Origin of the sequence: Qipengyuania gelatinilytica, from assembly GCF_019711315.1 — a bacterium.
GTDB classification, from domain to species: Bacteria; Pseudomonadota; Alphaproteobacteria; order Sphingomonadales; family Sphingomonadaceae; genus Qipengyuania; species Qipengyuania gelatinilytica.
Window position 1 is genome coordinate 1269864 of the sequence record NZ_CP081294.1, and the last position, 24742, is coordinate 1294605.

26 protein-coding genes are annotated in these 24742 nt (G+C 63.9%); 14 read left to right on the top strand and 12 right to left on the bottom strand.

Going from position 1 to position 24742, the window contains the following annotated elements; translation table 11 throughout:
• The first annotated feature begins 27 nt into the window (after positions 1 to 27).
• Both K3136_RS06295 and K3136_RS06300 read left to right on the top strand, forming a co-directional pair.
• Complete coding sequence (locus K3136_RS06295) at positions 28 to 186, top strand: DUF1674 domain-containing protein (protein ID WP_221432016.1); 159 nt, start codon at positions 28 to 30, stop codon at positions 184 to 186.
• A complete protein-coding gene (locus K3136_RS06300; RefSeq protein WP_221432017.1) occupies positions 187 to 450 on the top strand; it encodes a hypothetical protein in 264 nt (87 codons plus the stop codon).
• An 8-nt stretch (positions 451 to 458) separates the two neighbouring features.
• On the opposite strand, the gene K3136_RS06305 is transcribed toward K3136_RS06300, so the two are convergent.
• The 4 genes from K3136_RS06305 to K3136_RS06320 are packed head-to-tail and all read right to left on the bottom strand — an operon-like array spanning position 459 to position 6155.
• On the bottom strand, positions 459 to 1847 hold the full coding sequence (locus K3136_RS06305; RefSeq protein WP_221432018.1) for a cytochrome P450: 1389 nt from the start codon (positions 1845 to 1847) through the stop codon (positions 459 to 461).
• A 38-nt stretch (positions 1848 to 1885) separates the two neighbouring features.
• On the bottom strand, positions 1886 to 2914 hold the full coding sequence (gene hemH / locus K3136_RS06310) for a ferrochelatase (protein ID WP_221432019.1): 1029 nt from the start codon (positions 2912 to 2914) through the stop codon (positions 1886 to 1888).
• Complete coding sequence (locus K3136_RS06315) at positions 2911 to 5211, bottom strand: molybdopterin cofactor-binding domain-containing protein (protein WP_221432020.1); 2301 nt, start codon at positions 5209 to 5211, stop codon at positions 2911 to 2913. Before K3136_RS06315 ends, hemH begins: the two co-directional genes overlap by 4 nt.
• A complete protein-coding gene (locus tag K3136_RS06320; RefSeq protein WP_425594363.1) occupies positions 5190 to 6155 on the bottom strand; it encodes an Mrp/NBP35 family ATP-binding protein in 966 nt (321 codons plus the stop codon). The genes K3136_RS06315 and K3136_RS06320 overlap by 22 nt, the downstream gene beginning before the upstream one ends.
• A gap of 117 nt (positions 6156 to 6272) precedes the next feature.
• On the opposite strand from K3136_RS06320, the gene hflK reads away from it, so the two are divergent.
• The 3 genes from hflK to K3136_RS06335 all read left to right on the top strand — a co-directional run bounded on the left by hflK (position 6273) and on the right by K3136_RS06335 (position 9926).
• A complete protein-coding gene (gene hflK / locus K3136_RS06325) occupies positions 6273 to 7397 on the top strand; it encodes a protease modulator HflK (RefSeq protein ID WP_247711454.1) in 1125 nt (374 codons plus the stop codon).
• A gap of 1 nt (position 7398) precedes the next feature.
• Positions 7399 to 8232 (top strand): protease modulator HflC, encoded by an 834-nt coding sequence (gene hflC, locus K3136_RS06330; protein ID WP_221432022.1) that lies wholly within the window; start codon positions 7399 to 7401, stop codon positions 8230 to 8232.
• Between the two features lie 161 nt (positions 8233 to 8393).
• Entirely contained in the window at positions 8394 to 9926 is a 1533-nt protein-coding gene (locus K3136_RS06335; protein WP_221432241.1) for a Do family serine endopeptidase, read from the top strand.
• A 79-nt stretch (positions 9927 to 10005) separates the two neighbouring features.
• Here the strand turns inward: K3136_RS06335 and K3136_RS06340 are convergent, their stop codons facing one another.
• Both K3136_RS06340 and msrB read right to left on the bottom strand, forming a co-directional pair.
• On the bottom strand, positions 10006 to 12198 hold the full coding sequence (locus K3136_RS06340) for a transglycosylase domain-containing protein (protein WP_221432023.1): 2193 nt from the start codon (positions 12196 to 12198) through the stop codon (positions 10006 to 10008).
• A gap of 111 nt (positions 12199 to 12309) precedes the next feature.
• Positions 12310 to 12714, bottom strand: coding sequence for a peptide-methionine (R)-S-oxide reductase MsrB (msrB, locus tag K3136_RS06345; protein WP_247711455.1), 405 nt, complete (start codon positions 12712 to 12714; stop codon positions 12310 to 12312).
• A 201-nt stretch (positions 12715 to 12915) separates the two neighbouring features.
• Here msrB and rpsT point away from each other — a divergent pair, with 201 nt between their 5' ends.
• The 4 genes from rpsT (at position 12916) to K3136_RS06365 (ending at position 16383) form a co-directional block, all read left to right on the top strand.
• Positions 12916 to 13176: a 30S ribosomal protein S20 gene (rpsT, locus tag K3136_RS06350; protein WP_221432024.1), complete on the top strand. Its 261-nt coding sequence runs from the start codon at positions 12916 to 12918 to the stop codon at positions 13174 to 13176.
• Between the two features lie 443 nt (positions 13177 to 13619).
• Entirely contained in the window at positions 13620 to 15077 is a 1458-nt protein-coding gene (dnaA, locus tag K3136_RS06355; protein ID WP_221432025.1) for a chromosomal replication initiator protein DnaA, read from the top strand.
• Positions 15078 to 15187: 110 nt separating this feature from the next.
• Entirely contained in the window at positions 15188 to 15619 is a 432-nt protein-coding gene (locus K3136_RS06360) for a DUF983 domain-containing protein (protein ID WP_221432026.1), read from the top strand.
• Positions 15616 to 16383, top strand: a complete 768-nt coding sequence (locus tag K3136_RS06365) for a HesA/MoeB/ThiF family protein (RefSeq protein WP_221432027.1) — start codon at positions 15616 to 15618, stop codon at positions 16381 to 16383. Before K3136_RS06360 ends, K3136_RS06365 begins: the two co-directional genes overlap by 4 nt.
• A 115-nt stretch (positions 16384 to 16498) precedes the next feature.
• Here the strand turns inward: K3136_RS06365 and K3136_RS06370 are convergent, their stop codons facing one another.
• Entirely contained in the window at positions 16499 to 17197 is a 699-nt protein-coding gene (locus K3136_RS06370) for an NAD-dependent deacylase (RefSeq protein WP_221432028.1), read from the bottom strand.
• Positions 17198 to 17232: 35 nt separating this feature from the next.
• On the opposite strand from K3136_RS06370, the gene dapB reads away from it, so the two are divergent.
• From dapB to nth, 3 genes are read left to right on the top strand one after another with little or no spacing between them, the layout of a single operon-like run.
• The gene (gene dapB / locus K3136_RS06375) at positions 17233 to 17961 is read left to right on the top strand and encodes a 4-hydroxy-tetrahydrodipicolinate reductase (RefSeq protein WP_221432029.1); all 729 of its coding nucleotides are present in this window, start codon (positions 17233 to 17235) and stop codon (positions 17959 to 17961) included.
• Between the two features lie 4 nt (positions 17962 to 17965).
• Positions 17966 to 18757, top strand: a complete 792-nt coding sequence (locus K3136_RS06380) for an ion transporter (RefSeq protein ID WP_221432030.1) — start codon at positions 17966 to 17968, stop codon at positions 18755 to 18757.
• Between the two features lie 10 nt (positions 18758 to 18767).
• Positions 18768 to 19418: an endonuclease III gene (gene nth / locus K3136_RS06385; protein WP_221432031.1), complete on the top strand. Its 651-nt coding sequence runs from the start codon at positions 18768 to 18770 to the stop codon at positions 19416 to 19418.
• Positions 19419 to 19524: 106 nt separating this feature from the next.
• Here the strand turns inward: nth and K3136_RS06390 are convergent, their stop codons facing one another.
• From K3136_RS06390 to dapE, 3 genes are read right to left on the bottom strand one after another with little or no spacing between them, the layout of a single operon-like run.
• The gene (locus K3136_RS06390; RefSeq protein WP_221432032.1) at positions 19525 to 19818 is read right to left on the bottom strand and encodes a hypothetical protein; all 294 of its coding nucleotides are present in this window, start codon (positions 19816 to 19818) and stop codon (positions 19525 to 19527) included.
• Entirely contained in the window at positions 19811 to 21049 is a 1239-nt protein-coding gene (locus K3136_RS06395) for a dicarboxylate/amino acid:cation symporter (protein WP_221432033.1), read from the bottom strand. Before K3136_RS06395 ends, K3136_RS06390 begins: the two co-directional genes overlap by 8 nt.
• 25 nt (positions 21050 to 21074) lie before the next feature.
• Entirely contained in the window at positions 21075 to 22208 is a 1134-nt protein-coding gene (gene dapE, locus K3136_RS06400; protein WP_221432034.1) for a succinyl-diaminopimelate desuccinylase, read from the bottom strand.
• A gap of 29 nt (positions 22209 to 22237) precedes the next feature.
• Here dapE and K3136_RS06405 point away from each other — a divergent pair, with 29 nt between their 5' ends.
• The gene (locus K3136_RS06405; RefSeq protein ID WP_221432035.1) at positions 22238 to 22705 is read left to right on the top strand and encodes a cupin domain-containing protein; all 468 of its coding nucleotides are present in this window, start codon (positions 22238 to 22240) and stop codon (positions 22703 to 22705) included.
• Here the strand turns inward: K3136_RS06405 and K3136_RS06410 are convergent.
• The gene (locus K3136_RS06410; RefSeq protein ID WP_221432036.1) at positions 22702 to 23595 is read right to left on the bottom strand and encodes a S1/P1 nuclease; all 894 of its coding nucleotides are present in this window, start codon (positions 23593 to 23595) and stop codon (positions 22702 to 22704) included. The genes K3136_RS06405 and K3136_RS06410 overlap by 4 nt on opposite strands.
• Positions 23562 to 24221 (bottom strand): glutathione S-transferase family protein, encoded by a 660-nt coding sequence (locus K3136_RS06415; RefSeq protein WP_221432037.1) that lies wholly within the window; start codon positions 24219 to 24221, stop codon positions 23562 to 23564. Before K3136_RS06415 ends, K3136_RS06410 begins: the two co-directional genes overlap by 34 nt.
• Positions 24222 to 24322: 101 nt before the next feature.
• On the opposite strand from K3136_RS06415, the gene K3136_RS06420 reads away from it, so the two are divergent.
• The gene (locus K3136_RS06420) at positions 24323 to 24742 is read left to right on the top strand and encodes a VOC family protein (protein WP_221432038.1); all 420 of its coding nucleotides are present in this window, start codon (positions 24323 to 24325) and stop codon (positions 24740 to 24742) included.

The following is a 24742-nucleotide window of genomic DNA, read 5'->3' on the forward strand; positions in this document are numbered from 1 at the left end:
AGGCGCCAGTCCGCGCATTCTAATGGCATGACCGAACGCGCAACCAAGCGGCCCGAGAAATTCCAGAAGCCGGCACACTGGACCAGCGAACCGCCGCCCGAGCCGAAAAAGAGCGACGACGACGAGGAGTTGAGCCCGACACGCTACGGCGACTGGGTCAAGGACGGCATCGCGATCGACTTCTGAATGATGAGGCCGGATCCACTCGAAGGGCGCGAGGCTCCCAAAGACTTGCGGTATATCCTCGCTACGCTGGCTGGCGGGTTCCTCTTGTTCGCTGGCGCTGCGGTTCTGTGGAACGTCATCGATGGCGGTGGCTTTAGCGGCAATGTCGGCAGCAAGATGAGCTACGCCGAGCGGATTGCCGCCTCGATGGCAGTCATCGCACTGGGCGCAGGCCTGCTCTTCTATGCAAGCCGCGGGGCGAGCCGCCTCAATAGCGACAAATAGAATTCGCGTCAGCGCGCCTTGAGCGAGATCTTCAAACCGTCCTTCGGCTTGGGGATCGGCCAGGGCTGCCAGTCGGGCTCCTGCTCGAGCCTGATTTCGTAGCGCGGCAGAAGCTGCGCCATCAGGATCTTCACCTGCATATAGGCAAAGTGGAGGCCGAGGCACATGTGCGCGCCGCCGCCGAAGGGCACCCATGCATATTTGTGCCGCGCCTTCACCTTGTCGGGCGTGAAGCGCATGGGATCGAAGTCGAACGGCTTGTCCCAGTGTTCTTCGTCGTGATGGACAAAGTACTGGTTGATCCCGACATGGGTGCCGGCCGGAATGCGATAGCCGCCGAATTCGAACTCGCGCAGCGCGCGGCGCGGCATGGAGGGAACCGGCGGCACCATCCGCAGCGCTTCCTTGAAGGCCATTTCGGTCAGTTCCAGCTTGCCCATGTCTTCATAGGCCAGGTCGCGGGGCTTGCCGTCGCTGCCGACACCGCCGGTGACGCTTTCGACTTCCTGCCGCAGCTTCTCCTGCCACTCGGGATGCTTGGCGAGCAGCCAGATCAGCGAGGTAGCCGAGCTGGTGATGGTGTCATGCGCGGCCATCATCAGGAAGTTCATGTGGTCGACAACCTCGTCGACCGGCATCAGCGAGCCATCGTCATATTCGGCGGTGGCGAACTGGCTGAACATGTCCTGCCCGCCGCCTTCGGCGCGGCGACGACGCGTTTCCCTGGTGAAGAAATCGACGAGGAATGCGCGCCCGTCGACGCCTCGCTTCATCTGGGTGAAGGGCAGTGGCTTGCGCACCGGCGCGACCGAGGCCTGGACCATGTCGATGAAGGCAGTGTTGATCTTGTCTGCTTCCGGCCCCCATTCGATGCCGATGAAGCTGTCGGCGGCAAGGTCGAGCGTAAGCGTCTTGATCGCGGGATAGAATTCCATCCGCCCTTCGCCCCAATCCTCCACCTTCTTCGCGATGCCGCGGTTGAGGCTGCCGGAATAGTGCCGCATCGGACCGGGCTTGAAAGCGATCGACAAGGCGCGGCGATCGGCACGATGATGGTCGAAGTCGAGCAGCATCAGCCCGCGGGGGAACAGCTGGTCGAGCACCGGGCCCCAGCCCTGCTCGCTGGAGAAATTCTTGCCCTTGTCGAACAGTACCAGCTCGTTCGCATCGGCACCGATCAGGGCGACGTTCCACCCGCCGAACGCCTTGCTTTTATAGACCCGGCCATAGGTTTCGACCATGTGCCGCGTGAACGCGTGCGGGTCCTTGAGCATCTTGAACGTGTTGCCGACCAGCGGCCAGCCGCCCTCCCCCGGGATGTGAGCAAGCTCGTCTTCGCTCGGGACGCCTTCGGTCCAGTGGGTCGGGATCGGATCGTGTGCGGCGAGGGTGGCCATAGGTAGCTCCTGACAACTTACTTCAGTGTAAGTAATCGTCAGAAGTTAATCCACCCCGAAAGCTCACGCTTCAAGATCGTCTCGAGCATGTGGAGCCCCGCGTCGGAGGTGTTGAGGCAGGACAGCGCAGCGAATTTCTCGCCTCCTTCCTCTTCGAATTGCTCGCGGCCCTGGATCGCCAGTTCCTCCAGCGTTTCCAGGCAGTCGGCGGAAAAGCCCGGAGCCGCGATGGCGAGCCGTTTGGTGCCCTTGGCGGCTTCCTCGGAAATAACCGTATCGGTCGCCGGTTCGAGCCACTTGGCGGGGCCGAAGCGCGACTGGAAAGTGACGCGGAAGCGCGGCACCCTGCCTGCCATTTTTTCCTGCAACAGGCGCGCGGTCTTCTGGCAGTGACAATGGTACGGATCGCCCAGTTCCAGCGTGCGCTGCGGCATTCCGTGGAAGCTCAGCAGCAGGACCTCAGGCTCGAAATCGAGCGCGTCCAGCTGGCGGGTAAGGTCCTGCGCCAGCGCGTCGATATAGGCCGGATCGTCGTGATAGGGCGGCAGCGTTCGCAGGCTCGTTTGCCAGCGCATTTCTTTCAATTTGTCGGCGGCCTTGTCGACCACCGTCGCCGTCGTCGCACCCGAATATTGCGGATAGAGCGCGGCAAGCAGGATGCGGTCGCAGCCCGCATCCATCAGCTTTTGAATCTGGTCGGGGATCGAGGGGGCGCCGTAGCGCATGGCCCAGTCGACGAGCACCCCATCGCCAAGCCGGGCCTGCATGGCTTCGGCCTGCCGGCGCGTGATAACGGCCAGCGGCGAACCTTCCTCGGTCCAGACCTGCTTATAGGCATGCGCGCTTTTCTTGGGTCGCGTGTTGAGGATGATGCCGCGCAGGATCGGCTGCCACGCGATGGCGGGAATCTCGACCACGCGGCGGTCCGAGAGGAACTCGGCAAGGTAGCGTTTCACCGGCCCTTTCTCGGGCGCTTCGGGCGTGCCGAGATTGACGACGAGCACGCCGATGCGGCCCGACTTCACCGGCGGATGGTCTGCCGGGAGTGCTTGTTCCTGCCAGGTCATAATCCCTCCGAAAACAGCGGCAACCGCTGCGGTCTTGCACCGGTACTTGCGTGAATGGCATTGGCAATGGCCGGAGCCGCCACCGCCACACCAAGTTCGCCGGGATCAAACGGTTCCGCTTCGCTGGAAATGAAATCGACCACGATCTCGGGGCAATCGGCAAGGCGCGGCAGGCCCATTCCCTCGAATCGCTTGGGTACGGGGTGCCCGTCGGTGAAAGTGAGCGGGCTACCCATCGCCAGCGCGATACCGAACAGCAGCCCGCCCTCGATCTGCTGGCGAGCGATATCGAGGTTGACGATCCGTCCGATATCGACCGCGACGCTGAGGCGCGAAACCCGCACCCGCCCTTCGCCGGGAGCGACCTGCGCGACGCAGGCGATGTATCCGGAGCTTGCCGGATCTTCACCCATCTTCAGCATCGCCACGCCCTGTCCGGAGCCTTCGCGGCCCCCGTCCCAGTCGCCAAGCCTTGTCGCGCGGCGGAGCGTTTCCGCCATGCGCGGCGCTCCGCCCAGCATGGCCATGCGGTAGAGGAAAGGATCGCGGCCGGCATCTGCGGCCATTTCGTCGATGAAACTCTCGATCGCGAAGGCCGTCCAGGCATTCGCGCCTCCGCGCATCCGGCCAACGGGAAGCGTGATCGTGGCCGGCACATGTTCGACGGCCACATTGCCGATGCCATAAGGAGGCACGGCGCCCTCCACCATCAAGGAGTCCGCCACGCCATCGGCTTTGCCTTGGGCAGCTTCCGGCACGAGATTGTCGAACAAGCGCGCGCCCATCTCCAGCATGGCGGAAGGGGCCGTGACGCGGGTCCGCAGAGCGGCAGGCTGGCCTTGTGCGCCCCTCGAAGCCGACACTTCGATCGATACCGGCGGGCGCGGCGGGACGGCCTGGAAATCCTGCGCGCGGCTCCACGTCAACTGGACCGGACGTCCGACCTGCTCCGCAATCTGCGCGACTTCGATCGCTTGCTGCTTCTCGAGCCGCGCATCGAAACTTCCGCCAGCAGAAACCGGGTACAGTACGACATCGCTGGCCGAAATACCGATAGCCCTGGCCGCGGCATCGCGCGCTTCGGCTGGTGCCTGCGAGGCAATCCACAGATCCAGCCGCCCACCCTCGTAGCGCGCCGTCGCACTCGCGGTTTCCAGGGGCGCATGGGCAGCAGCTGCAAAACCATAGCGCCGGACGAGATCGGGCGTGCCCATCATGCCGTCGGGATCGCCGATGGTGACGATCCGCTCTGCAAGATCGTCCGAACCTCCGATCGCCCGTTCCATCTCGGTATCGAGGACGATCTGCTCGAGCGCGCCGGGGCCCGTGAACTGCGGCCTCATGCGGGCAAGCGCCTCATCGGCGATCCACCAGCTGTCGGCCACCGCGGCAATCCAGCGTTTCGACGTCACGACGGTGCGCAGGCCGCGCATGCCGGCGACCTTGCTCTCATCGAAGCGGAGCAGTTCGGGCAGGCCGATCGGACCGTGCCGGATCGAGGCAAAGACCATGCCCGGCAAGCGCACGTCGGCGGCAAAGACATGTGTGCCATCGACCTTGGATGGAAGGTCGAGTCGCGGGAAGAGCGTCGATCCATCGGCCTCGCCCGGGATCGGTTCCTCGAAGGCTGCGACGGGCCGGATGGGCGCAGGGTCGGGCGGGTCTAGCTCAGAAGCCTCGGCCACCAGTTCGCCGAAGGGGAGCCGGTTTTCGCCATTGATGACGAAGCCCTCGACCACTTCGCATTCCTCGGGCTCGACATCCCAGCGGTCGGCAGCGGCGCGGGTCAGCATGTCGCGAGCGGTGGCGGCGGCCTGTCGCAGCGGCATCTCGTAAGCGGCAAGGCTGGTGCCGCAGGCCGTCGCGTTGAAGTCGTTGCGGTGCGCGAAGCGTTCGACCAGCCAATCGTCCTGGTCCTCTGCCCATGACGGCATGCCCGACCAGAGCGCGGACCACCTCGCGGCAAGCGGGAGGTTGGCGAAATGTCCTGCGGGCGGGGTCGGTTCGATCCCCACCTGCCGCCAGTCGGCGCCCAGTTCGGTTGCCGCAACCTGTGCCAGAACCGTGCCGATACCCTGCCCCATTTCGAGCTGGGGTACAGCGACCGTCACGACGCCGTCGCGACCTATCACCAGCCAGCCGCCGAACAGCGCCTCGCCCTCGCCGGCCCGCAAGGGACTGGGGTAGCTACGCGGCCAGAGCGTCCATGCGACGAGCAGTCCGCCGCCGGCAGCGGCGCCGATCAGCAGCTTGCGCCGCGATACCTCGATGTCTTTCAGCTTCTCTCGGATATCCATGTCGCGAGCTTTTCTGCAATCGCATGGAAGGCTCCGGCATGCGCGCCGTCGCCTGCTGCCGGCGGTTCGCCGGCGTCGCTGCCTTGCCTGATATCCATCGCCAGCGGGATGCGGCCGAGGAAGGGCAATTCGAGCCGTCCAGCCGCAGCCTCGACCCCGCCCGAACCGAAGGGATCGGATGTTTCGCCGCAATGCGGGCAGGCATAGCCGGACATGTTTTCGACCAGTCCGATCACCGGAACCCCGGCCGTATCGAAGAGCTGGCCGGCACGTGCCGCGTCGATCAGCGCCAGGTCCTGCGGGGTGGAGACCAGCACTGCCCCCGCCGGCTTGAATTTCTGCACCATGGTCAGCTGGACATCGCCCGTGCCCGGCGGGAGATCGATCAGCAGGACCTGCGTATCCTCGGCCCAATGCGCCTCGATCAGCTGGCCGAGCGCGCCAGCGGCCATCGGCCCGCGCCACGCCAGCGCCTTGCCCGGTGCCACGAGGTGCCCCATCGAAAGATGATCGACGCCATACTTGCTTTCGAGCGGGATCGGCTTGTTGTCGCGCGCATCGGGCCGTTGTCCCTGCGTACCGAAAATGACCGGCTGCGAGGGACCGTATATATCGGCATCGACCAGCCCGACCTTCACGCCCTTCTTCGCCAGCGCGATCGCGAGGTTGGCGGTCAGCGTCGACTTGCCGACACCGCCCTTGCCCGATCCCACGGCGATGATCATCGGACCCTTGCGCTCTGCCGTCATGACCACCCGCACGTCCGCGATATCCGCGACGTCGGCCAGCGACTGCTTCACCTCGGCCTCGATCGCCTTTCGCGCATCCTCACCCAGCCCGGCAACATCGAGCACGACTGTGGCGCGACCTTCATTGATAACGCTCCCCGTCACACGGGTTGCGATTTCGGGCGGCAGATTGTCGGTAATTCGGCTTTCGCTCATGGGCGAAGCTGCTGGCGCATCGAAAAGCGCGCGGCAACCCCTGTTTTTCCTGCAAAGCCTTCCTATAAGACACTTATGAGAATTTTTGACGGGTTAGGACAAAGGATCCGCCTCGCAATGGCAGGAAACAATCCTTGGGGTTCGGGGGGCGATGGCTCTTCGGGTTCAGGCAATGACGATGATGGGGCGAAAGGCTCCGGCGGTGGCGACAAGGGGAAAGGTCCACGCAATCCCTGGCTTCCGCCCGGTTCGGGTGGCGGGGATGGACGCCGCGGTCCCAATATCGAAGACATTTTCAAGAACCGCGGCCCCGAAGGTCCGCGCCGCAAGGGCGGCGGTCCGGGCGGTCCCGGCTTCCAGTTCCCACAGCGCCCCGGCGGCAAGAGCTGGTTTCCGGTTTTGGTGGTCGGCATCATCGGCCTCGGCCTGCTTGCCACCAGTGTCCACCTGATCGGTCCGCAGCAGAAGGCCGTGGTCAAGACGCTCGGCAATTACACTCGCACGATGGATTCGGGCCTGCAGTTCAGCGCACCTTTCCCCATCGAAACGGTCGACGTCGAAGATGTCGAGGGCGTCCGTCCGATCCGCATCCCGGGCAACAACAACCAGGCCAAGCTCATCCTGACCGGCGACCAGAACCTGGTCGACCTGAGCTATATCGTGCGCTGGAACATCAAGGACCTCGCAGATTACAAGTTCCGCGTGGTCGATCCGGAAGAAACGGTGAACGACGCCGCCGAAGCCGCCATGCGAGCATCGGTCGCAGAGAAGAACCTCGACGAGACCTTCTCGGGTCAGGGCCGCGCCGCGATCGAGCTCGACGTGCGCGAACGCATGCAGGCTACGCTCGACAGCTACCGCGCAGGCATCCGCGTGCTCGGTGTAGAAATCGAAAAGGCCGACCCGCCCAGCCAGGTGGTCGACGCCTTCCGTGATGTGCAGGTGGCAGAGCAGAATGCCGACGCCGCCCGCAACCAGGCGCGCGGCTATGCCCAGCAGGTTGTCTCGCAAGCCGAGGGTGAGGCAGAAGCCTTCGACAAGGTCTACGAACAGTATCGCCTTGCCCCCGAGGTTACCCGCCAGCGTCTCTATTACGAGACCATGGAACGTGTGCTCAGCAAGACCGACAAGACCATTGTCGAAACGGACGGCGTGACAACCTATCTGCCGCTTCCCGAGGTGCGCCGACGTTCGCAACAGGCGCAACCGACCACCACCGTAACCGCACCGGGAGGCCAGTAAGATGAACCGTCTCTGGGAAGATCATCGCCTTTCGATCATCGTCGCAGCCGTCGCACTCGTCGGACTGTTGATGAGCGTTTACGTCGTGCCGGAAGAAGAACAGGCCGTCGTGATCCGTACCGGTGAACCGAAGCGTACGGTCAATACGCCGGGCGGTCAGAGCGATGCCGGCATCTACCTGCGCATGCCCTTCGTCGACCGGGTCGTACGGGTCGAAAAACGCCTGCTCGATCTGGAAATGAACGACGAGGAAGTCCTGTCGGCCGACCAGCAACGCCTGCTCGTCAATGCCTATGCCCGCTTCCGCATTACCGATCCTGTCCGCATGGTCGAACGTGCCGGTTCGACCGACGGGGTGCGCTCCGCACTCGAGCCGATCCTCAACTCGGTGCTGCGCCAGGAACTGGGTCGCCGTACCTTCCAGTCGATGCTGACCGCAGAACGCGGTTCTGCCCTGTCGAACGTCACGGCCAATCTCGACCGCCAGGCCCGCCAGTACGGTGCGGAGGTGGTCGATGTGAAGATCATGCGGACCGACCTTCCCGACGCCCCGCTCCAGTCGGCCTTCCGCCGGATGGAATCGGACCGTGAACGTGAAGCCCGGGCGATCCGTGCAGAAGGCGGACGCGATGCCCGCATCATCCGCGCAGAGGCGGATGCGAGCGCCGCGAAAATCTATGCCGATGCCTATGGCAAGGATGCGAGTTTCTACGACTTCTATCGCGCCATGCAGAGCTACGATACGACCTTTGCCAGCGAGAACGGGACTGCCGAGAGCAGCATCATCCTGTCGCCGGATAATGAGTATCTGCAGCAGTTCCGCGGGCGCCGTTGACCGTTCGTCGAAGAGCGGCGCACCCGGATGGGCCCGTTCAAGGCGCATTCAGCGCCGAATTGCACTCCTGACGCCGGAACCGCGAGCCGGGTCCGGCATAGGATATGCGTGGGACTAAGGTTCGCCGATATAACGAGGATTGAGAAAAGGACGTGAAGCCTGTGCGTTATGCCTATTCCGTAACCGCCGCCCTGTTGGCCGGTGGTGCTGCCCTTTCGCTGGCCGGCTATCCCGCCGGCGCGCAAGTCGCCCAGAACGACGATTCGACCATGGCCCGCGTAGTCCCGCGTGCGGGTGCACCGGAAAGCTTCGCCGACCTGACCGAGCAGTTGCAGCCCGCCGTCGTCAATATCTCGACCCGCCAGCGCGTCGAGATCGAGCGCAGCACCAATCCTTTCCAGGGAACACCCTTCGAAGGACTGTTCAACCAGCGCCGTGGCCAGCAGCAAGAAGACGACGAGCCGCAGTACCGTGAAGGCCAGTCGCTCGGATCGGGCTTCATCATCTCGGCAGACGGCTATGTCGTGACCAACAATCACGTGGTCAGCCCCTCGGGCCGCGCGTCGGTCCAGGAAATCACGGTCACCCTGCCCGACGGCACCGAATACGATGCCGAACTGGTCGGCACGGACGCGCAGTCCGACCTCGCCGTCCTCAAGGTTGACCGCCGCGAGCCGTTCCCCTTCGTCAAGTTCGGCGATAGCGGCCAGGCACGTGTGGGCGACTGGGTTATCGCCATCGGTAATCCTTTCGGCCTTGGCGGAACCGTGACCAGCGGCATCGTCTCGAGCGTCCTGCGCTCGACCGGCGGTGGTGCCTATGACCGCTACATCCAGACCGATGCCAGCATCAATCGCGGCAACTCGGGCGGCCCGCTGTTCGACATGCAGGGCAATGTGATCGGCATCAACAACGCCATCATTTCGCCGACCGGCGGCAGCGTGGGCATCGGCTTCGCCATTCCGGCCGAAACCGCCGCTCCGATCGTCGACAAGCTTGTCCGCGGCGTGGAAATCGAGCGCGGCTATCTCGGCATCCAGATCGAACCGGTAAGCGACGATCTCGCATCTTCGCTCGGCCTGCGCAGCAAGCGCGGAGAGATCGTTCAGATGGTCCAGTCGGGCGAAGCTGCCGAACGGGCCGGCATCGAGCCGGGCGACATCGTGATTTCGGTCAACGGCCGGGACGTGACGCCTGACCAGACCCTGTCCTTCCTCGTCGCCAATGTCGCGCCGGGCACCACTATTCCGGTGGAAGTCATCCGCGATGGCGAACGCCGCCAACTCAATGTCACTCTCGGCAAGCGTCCTAGCGAAGAGGAACTTCGCCAGCGCCAGATGTTCGATCCGGATGCTGAGCCGGAAGACGACATGGCGCCGAGCGACAACGAGGTGATCCAGGAGCGCCTTGGCCTGCAGGTCCTCGAGCTCACGCCGCAGATCGCGCGCCAGCTTGGTGCAAGCAGCGTTACGAGCGGTCTCGTGATCGCATCGGTCAACCAGAACTCGGACGCGGCCCGCAAGGGTCTCCAGCGCGGCGACATCATCCTGACGGCGAACTATCGCCCGATGGTCGAGGTGGCCGATCTGGAGAAAACCATTCGCGGCGCAGAAGCTGACGGACGCGATGCGGTCCTGCTGCGCTTCCAACGCCGCGGCGGGCAGCCTGTATACAGAGCCGTGCGACTGCGCTGATCTCTGATCACAGCACATAGAAAAGGCCCTCCCGGTTCGCACCGGAAGGGCCTTTTTCTTTGCCTGCTGCCGGGCGGCCCTAGTTGCGGGGCCGCGGTTCCGGCCTCTGCGGCCGCTCGTCTCGCCCGATGGCATTGTCGAGGAAGTCGTCGTCGATCGCTTGCGGTGCGCCATCTTCGCCGCGCCCGGTAGTCGTATCGGGTCGCGGTCCCGGCACGCGCTGGGGACGACCGGACCGGTCGAACTCGTCATCGAATTGGCGCTGCACCCCGCCTTCGCCCGGCAAGGGCAGGTCACCGCCCGGCTGGTCGCTCCGGCCGGGTTCGATCATATTGCCCTGCTCGTCGATGTAGTAATAATCGTCGGGATTGCCGAAGAAGTAATCGTCTTCCGCATCCATCTGCCATTCGGGCAGCTGTAGCTCGGTGTCGAATTCCTCGACCGGACGATCCTTCACTGCGTAGCGCATATAGGCGGCAAAGGCCTGCGCAGGCGCACGTCCGCCCTGAAGCCCGCCGACGCGGCGGTTGTCGTCGCGGCCCATCCATACGCCGGTGGTAATCCCGGAAGAGAACCCGACGAAATAGCCATCCTTGTTCGAGCTGGTCGTGCCGGTCTTGCCGGCAACCGGCCTGCCGATCTGGGCCGCACGACCGGTGCCGGTCTGGACGGCCGCCTGCAGCAGGTCGGTAATGCCGCGCGCGACGTGGTCGGGCACCAGCTGGGTGCTGCGCGCCTTGCGGTGCTGGTAGAGCAACTCGCCGTCGGCCGTCGTCACCTTGACGATGCCATAGGGCTCGACGGAGGACCCGCCAGCCGAAACGGCCGCAAAGGCACGCGTCATGTCGAGCAGGCGCACCTCGTTCGAACCGAGCACCATTGCCGGATAGGTATTGATCGGCGTGCTGATCCCGAAGCGCCTTGCCATCGAGGCGACCTGCGAGAAGCCGACCTCGTTACCGAGCTGCGCTGCCACGGTGTTGATCGAATAGGCGAAGGCTGTGCGCAGGTTCGTCTCGCCGATATTGCGGCCATTCGAGTTGCGCGGGCTCCACCCGCCGATGGACACTTCGGTATCCACCACGCGGTCGTTCGGCGTGTAACCTGCTTCAAGCGCCGCGAGATAGACGAACAGCTTCCAGCTCGAACCGGGCTGGCGCATGGCGTTGGTCGCGCGATTGTAATTGGTCTCGACGTAGTCGGTGCCGCCCACCAGCGCGAGGATTGCTCCGTCGCGGTCGAGGCTGACCAGCGCGCCCTGCGCACCATCGGGTGCATTGGCCTGTACGGCAGTCGTGGCTGCCTTCTGCATGCCGGGATCGAGCGTGGTCCAGACTTCGATCGGCTCGAAGGTCTCGGGCAGCAGCAGTTCCAGCTGCGGCAACGCCCAGTCGGTGAAGTAGCGGACCGAGTTGGTGCCCTGCTCCTGCTTCAGGTTCACCGCGGACACATCGACCTTGGCCTGGTCGGCGGTAATCCGGCCCTGCTCGCGCATGAGACGCAGCACGACGCTGGCGCGGCCTACAGCGGCATCGACATCGGCAGTCGGCGAATAGCGGCTCGGCGCCTTGACGAGCCCGGCGATGATCGCGGCCTCGGCAGTCGAAAGCTCGGTCGCCGGATGGCTGAAGAACTTACGGCTCGCCGAATCGATGCCATATGCGCCGCCGCCGAAATAGACCTTGTTGAGATAGAGCTCGAGGATCTGCTCCTTCGAAAACTTCCATTCGAGCGCCATCGCCAGCACCGCCTCGCGTGCCTTGCGGTCCAGCGAGCGGTTGGAGTTGAGGAAGACATTACGCGCAAGCTGCTGCGTGATCGTCGAGGTCGCACCCAGGCGATCTTCGCCCGTCGCCCAGACGTAGACTGCGCGCGCAAGGCCGTAAGGATCGACGCCGGGATGCGAATAGTAACGCCGGTCTTCGACCGAGATCATCGCGTCCTTCATCACCTGCGGGATTTCGTCGGAAGAGATCCAGCGGCCGTAGCTCGGCCCGAGCTCGACCAGCTCGCTGCCGTCGCGCGCGCGCACGACGATGGTCTGTGCGTTCTGGGTCGCCTTGAGCTGGTAGAAGCTGGGCAGCGAACGCGCGGCAAATGCCACCGCAATGGCAATGAACAGCGCACCGAGCAGCGCCGCCGCGCCGCCCCAGATGACGATCCGCTTGCTCCACTTCCTAAGCGGGCTGAAGTCCCGCTTGCCTTCCGCCTCCGCGCGTGCGGCGCGTTCCGCGCGCGTTGCCCCTTTGCGGCGGCTGCCTCGTTTCGTCATGCTGGCCTTATGTCCTCAATTCTCTTGGAGCAGCATCTGGCCCCATATCCGCCGCGATCTTGCATGGCGAGACGTAACGGAATGTGAACGTCGAGTCGCGGCCCGGGAAAACTATTCCCCGTCTTCCGGCTCGAAGTCGAGCGCGGCGGAATTGATGCAATAGCGCAGACCCGTCTCGCCGGGCCCGTCGGGGAAGACATGGCCGAGATGCCCGTCGCAATTGGAACAGACGACTTCGGTGCGGATCATGCCGTGGCTGGTGTCGCGATGCTCTTCCACCACGTCGCCTTCGGCAGGAGCGGTAAAGCTCGGCCAGCCGCAGCCGCTGTCGTATTTGTCGTCGCTTTCGAACAATAGCTGGCCGCAGGCGGCACAATGATATTCCCCTTCGGCCTTGTTCTTGTCGTACTTGCCGGTAAAGGCCCGCTCGGTTCCCTTCTCGCGCAGGATGTGGAACTGCTCCGGTGTCAGCTTCTCGCGCCATTCGGCGTCGGTCATATTGAGCTTGTCGGTCAATGCAGGTCCTTTCTCTTGTGTGGCAGCAGCACGCTTCCCATATAGGCAAACAGGAGGCGGAGCGCACGGTTCCGGCTTTAGCTTGACGATTCGCAAGTCGGGGGCTAAGTGCGCCGCTTTCCGGCGGTCCTTCCGCCGCTTTTCGACACGACCAAACAAGATTTTCGCCGCTCTCTAGTGCGGCCTGCATTGAGGACAGACATGGCCAACACGCCGCAAGCCAAGAAGCGCATCCGTCGCAACAACCGCCGCGCCGAAATCAACGGCGCCCGCATGAGCCGCATCCGCGGTTTCGTGAAGAAGGTCGAGACGGCCTGCGAAGCTGGCGACAAGGAAGCGGCCCAGACCGCGCTCAAGAACGCCCAGCCTGAAATGGCTCGCGGTGTGGCACGCGGCGTGATGCACAAGAACACGGCATCGCGTAAGCTGAGCCGCCTGACGAAGCGCGTCGCCGCGCTCTGATTCGCATCCGGCCTGTGCCGGATCGAGACGAAATTGAAGGGGTCGTCGCAGCGTGCGACGGCCCCTTTGTCATGCTGCAGTTGTACAGCTGCGATGCAACACCGGTTACCCCTTCACATAAGTGACGCAATTCCCGCGATTCGCATCGGGAATTGAGCGCTTTTCCTTGCAATTCAAGGACATGAACGAAGGTCTGCGGGGTAGCGGTGAGTCAACAAGTTTATTTCGACTTTTTTACAGTTATCCCCCTTGCGACTCATCCCGAGCGCGACCTACACAATGGGAACTCTCGGGGGGGACAGCCCGGGTTTTCACATCGATGGCAACAGGGGGGAACTCGCGGACACCGATTCTGCGAGACGGCGGAGCCATGCCGAACTCCCGACGCCACATAACAAATATTGAATAGCTCTTGGACGGGCTGCTCGGGGGATTGAAGCGCGATGGCAAAAGCGGGCGACATGGCCGGTAAACGGAAAGTGATTGACGATATGGAAGATCTCGAGGCGGTGAATCTGGCTGCAGATTGGGCCGACATCAGCCAGGGTCTCCGCAAGGATCTGGGCCACCAACTTCACAGCCAGTGGATCAAGCCGATCCAGCTGGGCAAGATCGATTCGGAAACGGGTACGCTGGACCTGTTCCTGCCGACCGAATTCAGCGCGAACTGGGTCAAGGATCGATTCGCCGATCGCCTGAGCCTTGCGTGGAAGATTGCACGCAGCGAAGTGCGCAAGGTCGCTATCTCGGTCCACCCGGGACGTCGCCAGGTCGCAGACCTGCAGCTGCACACCGACGGCCGTCGTCCGGCCAATGATGCCGACACGTCGATGATGGCGATCGGTGCCGACACGCTGGGCGATTCGGGCTTCACCTCCTCCGTCGGTCTCGATGCCTCGCTCACCTTCGCGGCCTTCGTCACCGGCGAAGCCAACGTGCTGGCCTTCAACGCGGCGCAGCGCATGGCCGCCGTCGAGAAGCCGCAGTTCAGCCCGCTCTACCTCAAGGCCGCCACCGGCCAGGGTAAGACGCACCTGCTGCACGCCATCGGCCACACCTTCCTGCAGACGCACAGCCGCAGCCGTATCTTCTACTGCAGCGCCGAGCGTTTCATGGTCGAATTCGTCCAGGCCCTGAAGGCCAACCGGATGATCGAATTCAAGGCCCGCCTGCGCAGCTTCGACCTCCTGCTGGTGGACGACATCCAGTTCATCATCGGCAAGGCTTCCGCGCAGGAAGAACTGCTCTACACGATCGATGCGCTGCTGGCGGAGGGCAAGCGCCTCGTCTTCGCCGCCGATCGCGCTCCGCAGGCGCTGGACGGTGTCGAACCGCGCCTTCTCAGCCGTCTTTCGATGGGCCTCGTCGCCGACATCCAGCCGGCCGATATCGAGCTGCGCAAGAAGATCCTGCACTCCAAGCTCACCAAGTTCGCGCCGCTGGCCGTGCCCGAAGACGTGCTCGACTTCCTCGCCCGCACCATCACGCGCAACGTGCGTGAACTGGTCGGCGGCCTCAACAAGCTGATCGCCTATGCGCAGCTGACGGGCCAGGAAGTCTCGCTCCAGCTCGCAGAAGAACAGCTGACCGATATCCTTTCGGCCAACCGTCGCCGCATCACGATCGACGAGATCCAGCGCACGGTCTGCCAGTTCTACCGCATCGACCGCAGCGAAATGTCGAGCAAGCGCCGCGCGCGTGCCGTCGTTCGCCCGCGCCAGGTGGCGATGTACCTGTCGAAGGTGCTCACCCCGCGCAGCTATCCCGAAATCGGACGCAAGTTCGGCGGGCGCGATCACTCCACCGTCATCCATGCCGTGCGCCTGATCGAGGACCTGCGGCAGCGCGATGCCGACATGGACGGCGATGTTCGCAGCCTACTGCGCCAGCTCGAAAGCTAAGCTCACAATTCCCAAGCCCTTCGGATCGCCCTTTGGGGAGGGAGAGGCGTCGACAGGCTCATCGCAGAGGCCTGTCGACAGCTTGACCACATGATGCCAACAGGCTCTCCATGAGCTTGTCCACCGACAATCCGAAAGCAGCCGAGCGGGCCTATGACCTGCCCGGCAGTTTCGCGCATGCGCTGTGGCGCGGCGTTTTGTGCAAATGCCCGCGCTGCGGCGAGGCGAAGCTTTTCAGGCGCTGGCTCAAGCCGGTGGATACCTGCCCGAATTGCTCGCTCGATATCTCGGGCCAGCGTGCGGACGATTTGCCGGCCTATATCGGCATTTTTGTTACCGGCCATTTGCTCGCGCCGGTGATCATCGCCCTGGTGACCGCCTTTGCCCTGTCGGCCATGGCGCTGCTCGGCATCATCATACCGCTGGCTGTCATCATGCTGATCGGCCTGCTCCAGCCATCGAAAGGCGCGGTGATCGCGCTGCAGTGGTGGAACGGCATGCACGGCTTTCGCAAGGAACGGGTCGAGGAGCCGCCCGCGTGAGCCTGCCGCCCGAACGCCTCGAAAGATTCGCGCGCCATATCGTCCTGCCCGAAATCGGCGGGGCGGGCCAAGTCGCGCTGGCGGGAAAGCATCTCGTCCTGGTAGGCCTGGGCGGCATCGGCAGCCCCGCTCTCCAGTATCTCGCTGCCTCGGGGATCGGAAAGCTCACGCTGGTCGATGATGACAAGGTCGATCCCAGCAACCTCCAGCGCCAGACGCTCTATAACGAACGCGACATCGGCCACGGCAAGGCGGTTTCTGCCAAGCGCTGGGTCAAGCTTTTCGACCCGGAACTCGATGTGGAGATCAGCGACCGCCGGATCGGCGCGGAACGAGCAGCCTCGCTGGTGACAAGCGCGGACCTCGTGCTCGACGGGACCGACAATTTCGCCACCCGCCTCGCGGTTTCCGATGCCTGTGTAGCCGCGGGAGTCCCGCTGCTATCGGCCGCGGTCGGGCGCTTCCAGGGACAGGTGGGCGCCTTTGCCGGGCACCTGCCCGATGAAGCCTGTTACCGCTGTTTCGTGGGCGATGCCTTCGATGCCGAGGATTGCGATACCTGTGCCGAAGACGGCATGCTCGGCGCGATGGCCGGCTGGGTCGCGACCTTCGCCTCGCTCCACGCCATTCGCGTGCTGCTCGACGGGGTGAGCGCCTTTGGCGACCCGCAATGGAGCCGCGTGAACCTGCTCGACGGAATGAAACCCGGCATGCGGCAGTTCACGATTGCCAAGGATCCGGAATGCAAGGGGTGTGGCGGCTAGAAGCTGGCGCCGCCCTCGCGGTGGCAGAGCGAACAATTGCACTCGCGCAACTGCGATACGCCATCGTCAAGGACAAGCCGGACACTGCCGCAATGACAGCTTCCGTGCAGCCCGGTCATCCCAGCATCTCGGCAACCCATTCGGGGACCAGCTTGCTTGCCCTGCCCTGCCGCGATTCCTCGAACCAATACGATCCCTCGCTGCGTTCGAGATTGAGTTCGAGCGTGCGCGCCCCCATTTCCCGCGCATCGCGTACGAAACCCGCCGCGGGATAGACCGCCCCGCTCGTGCCGATGCTGACGAACAGGTCCGCACGGCGCAGCGCGGCGTAGATGCGGTCCATCTCGTAAGGCATCTCGCCGAACCAGACGACGTCCGGCCGCAAAGCCTGCTCACCGCATCCGGGACAGGCCGGTTGTCCCAGCAGCGGCTCGCTCCACTTGTGCCGCGCCTCGCAGGCCGAACACAGAGCACTCAGCAATTCGCCATGCATGTGCAGCACGCGGCTCGCCCCGGCCCGTTCGTGGAGGTCATCGACATTCTGGGTGACGATCAGCAGCTCGCCCTCCCACTGCCTGTCGAGCAATGCCAGCGCATCGTGCGCGGGGTTGGGCTCGACCTGCTGCACAGCCTCGCGGCGGGCATCGTAGAAGCGCTGGACAAGCTGCGGATCGCGGGCGAAACCTTCGGGCGTCGCCACGTCCTCCACACGATGCTGTTCCCACAGGCCGCCTGCATCGCGGAAGGTATCGATCCCGCTTTCTGCCGAAATGCCCGCGCCTGTCAGGACGACGATGTTGCGGATGCTCTCCATTCAAGCCATGAACCACACAAATGCAAGGAGGGGCAATGGCCAACATCGGTGTCATCGGCAGCAAGGGCGCAATGGGCGAGGCCCTGCGGCGCGTCATCGAGGCATCGGGCCACGACTATGCGGGCGGTGCAGACAAGGGTGACGACGTCGCATCGCTGGCAGATGTCAGCGATGTGCTGGTCGACTTTTCCGCACCGGCCGCGCTGCAATCGAACCTGCATGCCGCGATCGGCGCGGGGATCCCGATCGTCATCGGCACCACCGGGCTCGGTTCGCAGCACCATCAGGCGATCGACGAGGCGGCGCGTGCGGTACCGATCCTGCAGACCGGCAACACCTCGCTCGGCGTGACCCTGCTCGCCCACCTGGTCCGCGAAGCGGCGTCTAGGCTTGGCGACGACTGGGATATCGAGATCCTCGAGATGCACCATCGCCGCAAGGTCGATGCTCCTTCAGGCACGGCGCTACTGCTCGGCGAGGCTGCAGCCGATGCGCGCGGCATCGACCTCGATGACAATTCGGAAAGTGGCCGCGACGGACAGACCGGCCCCCGGTCGACCGGGGCCATCGGTTTTGCCGCGCTTCGCGGAGGGACCGTTGCCGGCGAACACAGCGTGATCCTTGCCGGCGAACAGGAACGGATCACCCTGTCGCACAGCGCGGAGAACCGCGAAATCTTCGCTCGCGGCGCGGTACGCGCGGCCGAATGGCTGCGCGGGCGGGAGCTGGGCAGGTACACCATGGAAGATGTGCTCGGGATCTGACGCCATGAAGCTGCGCGAATATCTCCATCACCAGATCACCATCGGGTCATGGCCCGACGGCAAGCTGACGGGGATGAATGTCCTCCTGATATGGGTGATCCTCGCGGCGGTCGTGCTGGGGGTCATCTCTACCGAACCGACGATCTTGCGCGAATACCGGCAGGAAATCCTGCTGGCGGAAATTGCCTTCGGCGCATTCTTCCTCATCGAATACCTTGCGCGCGTTTATGCAGCACCGGAAATGCCGGGCGAAGGATCCGACTGGGCCAAGCGCTGGCGGTTCATCCGCTCGCCGATCGGGCTCGTCGACCTCGCGGTCGTCATCGTCAGCCTCGCGCCCTTCTTCATCGCCAATGCGGCAGTCTTGCGCCTCTTGCGGCTGCTCCGCGTCTTTGCGCTCGCAAAGCTGGGACATTTCTCCGCCGCCATGCGCGAGATACTCGGCGCCTTGCGCGAACGCAGCTACGACCTGCTGGTTTGCGCGGCGCTGGCTTTCAGCCTCCTGCTGGTCGGCGCGAGCGGGCTCTACTGGCTCGAAGGCCATCTCCAGCCCGACAATTTCGGCAGCATCCCGCGCGCCTTGTGGTGGGCCGTCATCACGCTGACCACGGTCGGATATGGCGATGCCTATCCGGTGACCGTCGCCGGCAAGATGGTTGGCGCGCTCGTCGCGGTTGGAGGCGTTTTGCTTGTGGCGCTGCCGACGGGCATTTTCGCCGCGGCTTTTTCCGATGCCATGCAGCGTCGGCGTGAAGCGCTGGCCAAGGCACTTGCCGAAATCGAAGAGATCGGGTGATCGCCCTCGCATGACCAAAGACCAGATTTTCGAGTTCTTCCGGCGTCTTGCCGAGGATAATCCCTCGCCCGAGACCGAGCTGGAATATGGCAATTGCTACCAGCTGGTGGTGGCCGTGGCGCTCTCGGCGCAGGCAACCGACGTGGGCGTGAACAAGGCCACCCGCGCGCTGTTTCGCGAAGTCGAGACGCCGCAGCAGATGCTGGATCTCGGCGAGGATGGGCTGAAGGAGCACATCAAGACCATCGGCCTGTTCAACTCCAAGGCCAAGAACGTGATCGCGCTCAGCCAGCTGCTGGTCGACGAATACGGCGGCGAGGTTCCCGACACGCGCGAAGACCTCGTCCGGCTGCCCGGCGTGGGCCGGAAGACGGCCAATGTCGTTCTCAACTGCTGGTTCGGGCAGGAGACCTTCGCGGTCGACACGCATGTCCTGCGCGTCGGGAACCGCACCGGCCTCGCCAAGGGCAAGACGCCCGAGCAGGTCGAGGCGAAACTCGAAAAACGCGTGCCGCAACCCTTCCGCCTGGGCGCGCACCACTGGCTGATCCTGCACGGCCGCTATGTCTGCAAGGCGCGCACGCCCGAATGCTGGCGCTGTCCGGTGGTGGATTTGTGCAGCTACCGGAAGAAGGTGCTGGAGAAGCCGAAGGGGCGGTGAACTCTTTCGAATTCTGCGCCGCAGTTTTGGCGCCTTTTGTGAGCCCAAGAGCTACGCAGGGCGCCTGATCCGATGACCAGGTCGTTTCTAATCTTGCGATAGAAACTCACGAGGCATCTTTCGTCGATGCCATGGCGGAACTTTCATTTCCCGCTACCAGCGCCGCCTTGCGCCGCTCGATTGCCGGGCGAAGAAAGCCCCACCATCCCGCATTGTAAGCTGCCGAAAAGTAGAGCGCCATCTCGTCGGTCACGAAGGGAATGTCTGGCAGGTCGATGAAGCGGGCATAGCTGGCGCAGCTTACCGCCAGCCAGGCCAAGCCCATGACACCAAACAGGCGCTCGTGGCGCACGAAAAACCGGACCACCCCGTCTCCGGGCTTGGACGAAATCTCAGACATCGTCCGCCGAGATCATTTCCTTCGTGTCGATCTCGCCCGTCATCACAGCCACGGTCGTCGCAACAGCGGCATCGCCGCTGACGTTCGTCGTGGTGCGCATCATGTCCATGATGCGGTCGACACCTGCAACGAAGGCGATCGTTTCCAGCGGCACGCCGACCGCGCCGAAGACCAGCGCCATCATGATGAGACCCGCACCCGGAATGCCCGCTGCACCGACTGCACCCAAAGTCGCGAGAATGGAGATGAGGAAGTAATCGCCCATGGTCAGGTCGACGCCGAAGATCTGTGCGCCGAACAGCGTGGCAAGGCCGAGATACATCGCCGTGCCGTTCATGTTGATCGTCGCGCCGAGGCTGATCACGAAGCTGGCGACCGAGTTCGATACGCCGAGGTTGCGCTCTGCGCAGCGCAGCGTCACGGGCAGCGTGGCGTTCGATGAAGCGGTCGAATAGCTCACCGCCATCGCATCGATGATGCCGCGGAAGAAATCGCGCACCGGCAGCTTGGCGAGGAACTTGATCATCCCGCCGTAGATCAGCGCAATGATCAGCAGGCAGCCGACATAGTTGAGCGCCACCAGCTTGGAGAGTGCGATCAGCGCATCGATGCCGAGCGTGCCCGCCACCCATGCCATCAGCGCGAAGACGCCGAAGGGGGTCAGTTCCATAACGATCATGGTGACCTTCTGCATGACGACAGCGCCGCTATCGAAGATCTTCTGGACCGGTTCGCCGTCCTTGCCCGCCATCAATATGCCGATGCCGATCAGCATGGAGAAGACGATCAGCGGCAACACCGCGACATCCGCCATCACCTGCACCGGGCTTTCGGGCACGATCGAGAGGATCATGTCGACTGCCGTGGTCGGGTTGGGTTCGGGCGTTGCGCCCTTAGCGATGGCCGAGGTGTCCACACCCGCGCCGGGCTGGACAAAGGTACCGAGCGCAAGGCCGAGCCAGACCGCGATCTGGCCGGTCACGATGAACAGGATCATCGCCCGTCCGCCAACGGCGCCCAGTTTCCTCAAGTCCCCGATCGCCGCGACACCGGCCACGAGGCTGAAGAAGATCAAGGGTACGACCAGCATCTTGATCGACTTGATGAAGAAGTCGCCGATCCACTTGATGCTTTCCGCTTCCGGCCCCCAGGCATAACCGGTCAGCACGCCTAGGATGAGCGCGGTCAGAACGCGCTGCCACAGCGGAATTTCGAACCAGGTCCTCAGCATTATCGTCCCCCTCACGTCCCGTAAGTTATGCCAGCGCGTCCTTCGCGATCGCCGCATAGATGCGGCTTAGCGTGGAAAGGTCCTCGATGGCTACAGCCTCGTCGCGCTTGTGCATGGTCGCGTTGACGAGGCCGAATTCGATCACCGGGCACACGGCGCGCAGGAAGCGGGCATCCGAGGTTCCACCGGTGGTGGAGGGTTCCGGATCCACGCCCGTTTCCGCCTTCACGGCGCGCGCGATGATGTCGCTGAACTCGCCCGGCGGGGTCAGGAAAGGCTCGCCCGAAATGATGGACTTGGCGACGCCGCCATGCTTTTCCGCAATCGCGCCGACCTTTTCGGATAGTGATGCGCCCGAATGCCGGTCGTTGAAGCGGATCGAGATGCGCGCCTCGGCCTTTGCCGGTATCACGTTGTGCGCCATATTACCGACTTCGAGATCGGTGATCTCGAGATTGGACGGCTGGAACCAGTCGGTACCCTCGTCGAGCACAAGTGCGTCAAGCTCGGCCAGCATGGCGACCAGCTTGGGGATCGGATTGTCGGCAAGATGCGGGTAGGCGACATGGCCCTGCATCCCTTCGACCTCCAGCCAGATATTGACCGAGCCGCGCCGCCCGATCTTCATCATGTCGCCGAGCCGGTTCACGCTGGTCGGTTCACCGACGAGGCACAGGTTGGGCTGGTGGCCGTGTTCGCGCATGAAGTCGATCAGGGCGCGCGTTCCGTGGAGCGCGGGGCCTTCCTCGTCACCGGTGATGATGAAGCTGATCGTCCCAGCCTCTGCCGGAACATTTGCCACCGCATCGACCATGCAGGCAATCGCGCCCTTCATGTCGACCGCGCCACGTCCGTAGAGCAGTTCGCCGCGCACTTCCGGGGCAAAGGCATCCGATGCCCAGCCGCCTCCCGGCGGGACGACGTCGAGGTGACCCGCGAAGGCGAAATGCTTCGAGCCTTGCGGCCCCTTGCGGATCGCGAAAAGGTTCTCCACCGGCGCTTCGGGCGTGCCCACCTCGCCATCGCCGCGCGTGAAGCGGTGAACTTCGAAACCGAGCGGGGCGAGCATCGCCTCCATCTCGTCGAAGACGCTGCCCGTTGCGGGGGTTACACTTTCGGCACCCATCAGGCGCTTGGCTAGATCAAGGACTTCGGTCATGCTGGCAGCGCTAGCAGGAGTACGCGCAGATGCCCAAGCTCGATCTCGATGCCATCCCCCAGACCAATGCCACCGGCTATCCGCCGCCCTACGACGAGGACGTTGCGGGTCGCAATTACCGCCGCCTTGCAGCGCCCGCGGGCCTCACCAAGCTGGGGGCGAGCCATGTCGTGCTCGAACCGGGCGCCTATTCATCGCAGCGGCACTGGCACGAGGGGCAGGACGAGCTGGTCATCATCCTCCAGGGCGAGGCGATCCTGATCGAGGACGACGGCGAGATACCGGTCGGCCCCGGCGATATCCTTGCCTGGCCTGCGGGAGAGAAGAACGGTCACCGCCTTCATAACAGCGGCGACATCCCGTGCGTCTTCATCGCAATCAGCGGCGGAGATCGCGACGAGGACCGCGGCGAATATCCCGATATCGACATGGTCTTCACGCCCGAAGGCTATTTCAGGAAGGACGGCAGCCCCTACCCGACCAAACGCGTGCCCTAGTTACGCTCCGGCTCGGGAAGAGGGCCGGGCGCGAAGGCCGCGTCGAGGTATTCCGCCATCCTGATCCCTGCCTGCGTGACGCGGCGCTGGGAGATGGGAATGGCTCGCTCGATATCCTCCTGCGTCAGCGCGGTTTCGTCGGGCAGTTCCCCCTCGTCGCATGGCGGTCGGTCGAAGGCGTTCGGGTAGACGAAGTCGCGGCTCGTCTGCCAGCTTTCGCGGCCCCAGTCGGCAGGTGTACCCCCGCCAAGCTCTGCGCGTTCTTCCGCCGTATATCGGCGCACCAGCGGCACTTCCGCAGAGGTAATCGCGCGCTCGGCCAGCGGCCCGTCCCAGATCCAGTGCAGGTTGAGACCCGGCGCGATGCCGTAATCTGTCTCGATGTCGTTGCCGCCGCGGTCCTCATGGTCGCCCGAATGGAGCGGCATGTGAACATCGCCGATGAAGTGCACGAGGAAGGCCAGCGCCTCCAGCCGCACATTGGCGGGCAGGTCCTCGTCGGCAAGGATGCGCTGGTTGCGCTCGATCTGGGCAAGGATGCAGTTCTGGCCCGAGCAGTTCTTGCGCGGCTCATAGGCCTCGCACACCGGCGTGGTGCGATAATGCCAGGCAAAGGTATAGCCCCAGCGCCAGTAATCCTTGCGCAGGCAATCGGGCCATACGGCCGCATCCTCCAGACTGGAGAGTTCGCAGTCGGGCTCGCCCAGTTCCGGCGCGGCCTTCAGCAATTCCGCAATAGCCGCGCGCGTTTCGGGCCGGATGTTCTCCAGCGCGATTTCAGCGGTCGTCCGGTGGGCAAACTCGCCCCACGCATGCGCCTGTGCCGGAAGCATCGCGAGCAGCGCCGCGAATGCGATCAGGAAACGGTTTCGTATTGCTCGATGACCCATTCTTCGTTTTCCGATGCTTCGATCCACGCCTTCATCCAGTCGTGCTCCCACACCGCCTGCATATAGGCGGCGGCGAAGCCCGGGACGGGGATCTGGTAACTGATGAACCGCGACACGACGGGGGCGAAGAAGATGTCCGCCGCCCCGAAGGTGCCGAAGAGATAGGGGCCGCCGCTGCCGAAGCGGCTGCGCGCTTCCGCCCACAGGCCGAGGATGCGCAGGATATCGGCCTTGCAGGCCTCGCTCGGGGAGAACCCGTCGAAGCGCTTGCGCACGTTCATCGGGCATTCGCTGCGCAGCGCGGCATAGGAACTGTGCATTTCGGCGACCATCGATCGCGCCATGCCGCGTGCCGCATCCTCTTTCGGCCAGAAGCGGTCGCGCCCGACCTTGTCGGCAAGATATTCGAGCATGGCGAGGCTGTCCCACACCACGATCTCGTCATCCCACAGGAGCGGGACCTTGCCGTGGCTGGGCTGGATGTCGTCGCCCTTCTTGTTGGCTTCCCAGTTTTCGCCGAACAGCGGCACGACGATTTCCTCGAACGACAGGCCCGACTGCTTGGCCGCGAGCCAGCCGCGCAAGCTCCAGCTCGAATAGTTCTTGTTGCCGATGATGATCTTCATGAACCCACCTTTCGAGAGCGCGCGTTAAAGGTTCAGGATTACACTGTCGAGGCTGAACAACACGACTTTCCGTGAGTGGCCGATGGAGCTAGACAGGCGCCATGAGTCTACGCCCCTTCCACCTCGCCTTCCCCGTCCACGACCTTGATGCTGCACGCACCTTCTATGGCGAGCTGCTCGGCTGCGCGGAGGGACGTTCTTCCGACGACTGGATCGACTTCGATTTCCACGGCCACCAGATCGTCGCACACCAGGCACCTGGCCTTGTGGCAGACCGCGCGCGGACCAAGGTCGATAGCGAAGAAGTCCCGGTGCCGCATTTCGGCGTTGTCCTGACGATGGCGGAATGGGAAGCGCTCAAGTCCCGTCTCGAGGCGACGGGCGTGGACTTCATCATCCCGCCCACCGTGCGCTTCAGGGGCCAGCCGGGCGAACAGGCCACGATGTTCTTCCGCGACCCTAGCGGCAATGCGCTGGAGATGAAGGCCTTCGCCGACGACGGGATGCTTTTCGCCACCTGA

What these genes read in the sequence shown, in the direction of transcription:
- K3136_RS06420 (WP_221432038.1), top strand. Translation starts at nt 24,323, where the DNA reads ATGAGTCTACGCCCCTTCCACCTCGCCTTCCCCGTCCACGACCTTGAT.
- K3136_RS06315 (WP_221432020.1), bottom strand. Translation starts at nt 5,211, where the DNA reads ATGGATATCCGAGAGAAGCTGAAAGACATCGAGGTATCGCGGCGCAAG.
- K3136_RS06370 (WP_221432028.1), bottom strand. Translation starts at nt 17,197, where the DNA reads ATGGAGAGCATCCGCAACATCGTCGTCCTGACAGGCGCGGGCATTTCG.
- K3136_RS06340 (WP_221432023.1), bottom strand. Translation starts at nt 12,198, where the DNA reads ATGACGAAACGAGGCAGCCGCCGCAAAGGGGCAACGCGCGCGGAACGC.
- K3136_RS06295 (WP_221432016.1), top strand. Translation starts at nt 28, where the DNA reads ATGACCGAACGCGCAACCAAGCGGCCCGAGAAATTCCAGAAGCCGGCA.
- dnaA (WP_221432025.1), top strand. Translation starts at nt 13,620, where the DNA reads ATGGCAAAAGCGGGCGACATGGCCGGTAAACGGAAAGTGATTGACGAT.
- K3136_RS06320 (WP_425594363.1), bottom strand. Translation starts at nt 6,155, where the DNA reads ATGAGCGAAAGCCGAATTACCGACAATCTGCCGCCCGAAATCGCAACC.
- K3136_RS06360 (WP_221432026.1), top strand. Translation starts at nt 15,188, where the DNA reads ATGAGCTTGTCCACCGACAATCCGAAAGCAGCCGAGCGGGCCTATGAC.
- dapE (WP_221432034.1), bottom strand. Translation starts at nt 22,208, where the DNA reads ATGACCGAAGTCCTTGATCTAGCCAAGCGCCTGATGGGTGCCGAAAGT.
- K3136_RS06415 (WP_221432037.1), bottom strand. Translation starts at nt 24,221, where the DNA reads ATGAAGATCATCATCGGCAACAAGAACTATTCGAGCTGGAGCTTGCGC.
- nth (WP_221432031.1), top strand. Translation starts at nt 18,768, where the DNA reads ATGACCAAAGACCAGATTTTCGAGTTCTTCCGGCGTCTTGCCGAGGAT.
- hemH (WP_221432019.1), bottom strand. Translation starts at nt 2,914, where the DNA reads ATGACCTGGCAGGAACAAGCACTCCCGGCAGACCATCCGCCGGTGAAG.
- K3136_RS06405 (WP_221432035.1), top strand. Translation starts at nt 22,238, where the DNA reads ATGCCCAAGCTCGATCTCGATGCCATCCCCCAGACCAATGCCACCGGC.
- hflC (WP_221432022.1), top strand. Translation starts at nt 7,399, where the DNA reads ATGAACCGTCTCTGGGAAGATCATCGCCTTTCGATCATCGTCGCAGCC.
- K3136_RS06395 (WP_221432033.1), bottom strand. Translation starts at nt 21,049, where the DNA reads ATGCTGAGGACCTGGTTCGAAATTCCGCTGTGGCAGCGCGTTCTGACC.
- K3136_RS06390 (WP_221432032.1), bottom strand. Translation starts at nt 19,818, where the DNA reads ATGTCTGAGATTTCGTCCAAGCCCGGAGACGGGGTGGTCCGGTTTTTC.
- rpsT (WP_221432024.1), top strand. Translation starts at nt 12,916, where the DNA reads ATGGCCAACACGCCGCAAGCCAAGAAGCGCATCCGTCGCAACAACCGC.
- K3136_RS06305 (WP_221432018.1), bottom strand. Translation starts at nt 1,847, where the DNA reads ATGGCCACCCTCGCCGCACACGATCCGATCCCGACCCACTGGACCGAA.
- dapB (WP_221432029.1), top strand. Translation starts at nt 17,233, where the DNA reads ATGGCCAACATCGGTGTCATCGGCAGCAAGGGCGCAATGGGCGAGGCC.
- hflK (WP_247711454.1), top strand. Translation starts at nt 6,273, where the DNA reads ATGGCAGGAAACAATCCTTGGGGTTCGGGGGGCGATGGCTCTTCGGGT.
- K3136_RS06380 (WP_221432030.1), top strand. Translation starts at nt 17,966, where the DNA reads ATGAAGCTGCGCGAATATCTCCATCACCAGATCACCATCGGGTCATGG.
- K3136_RS06300 (WP_221432017.1), top strand. Translation starts at nt 187, where the DNA reads ATGATGAGGCCGGATCCACTCGAAGGGCGCGAGGCTCCCAAAGACTTG.
- K3136_RS06410 (WP_221432036.1), bottom strand. Translation starts at nt 23,595, where the DNA reads ATGGGTCATCGAGCAATACGAAACCGTTTCCTGATCGCATTCGCGGCG.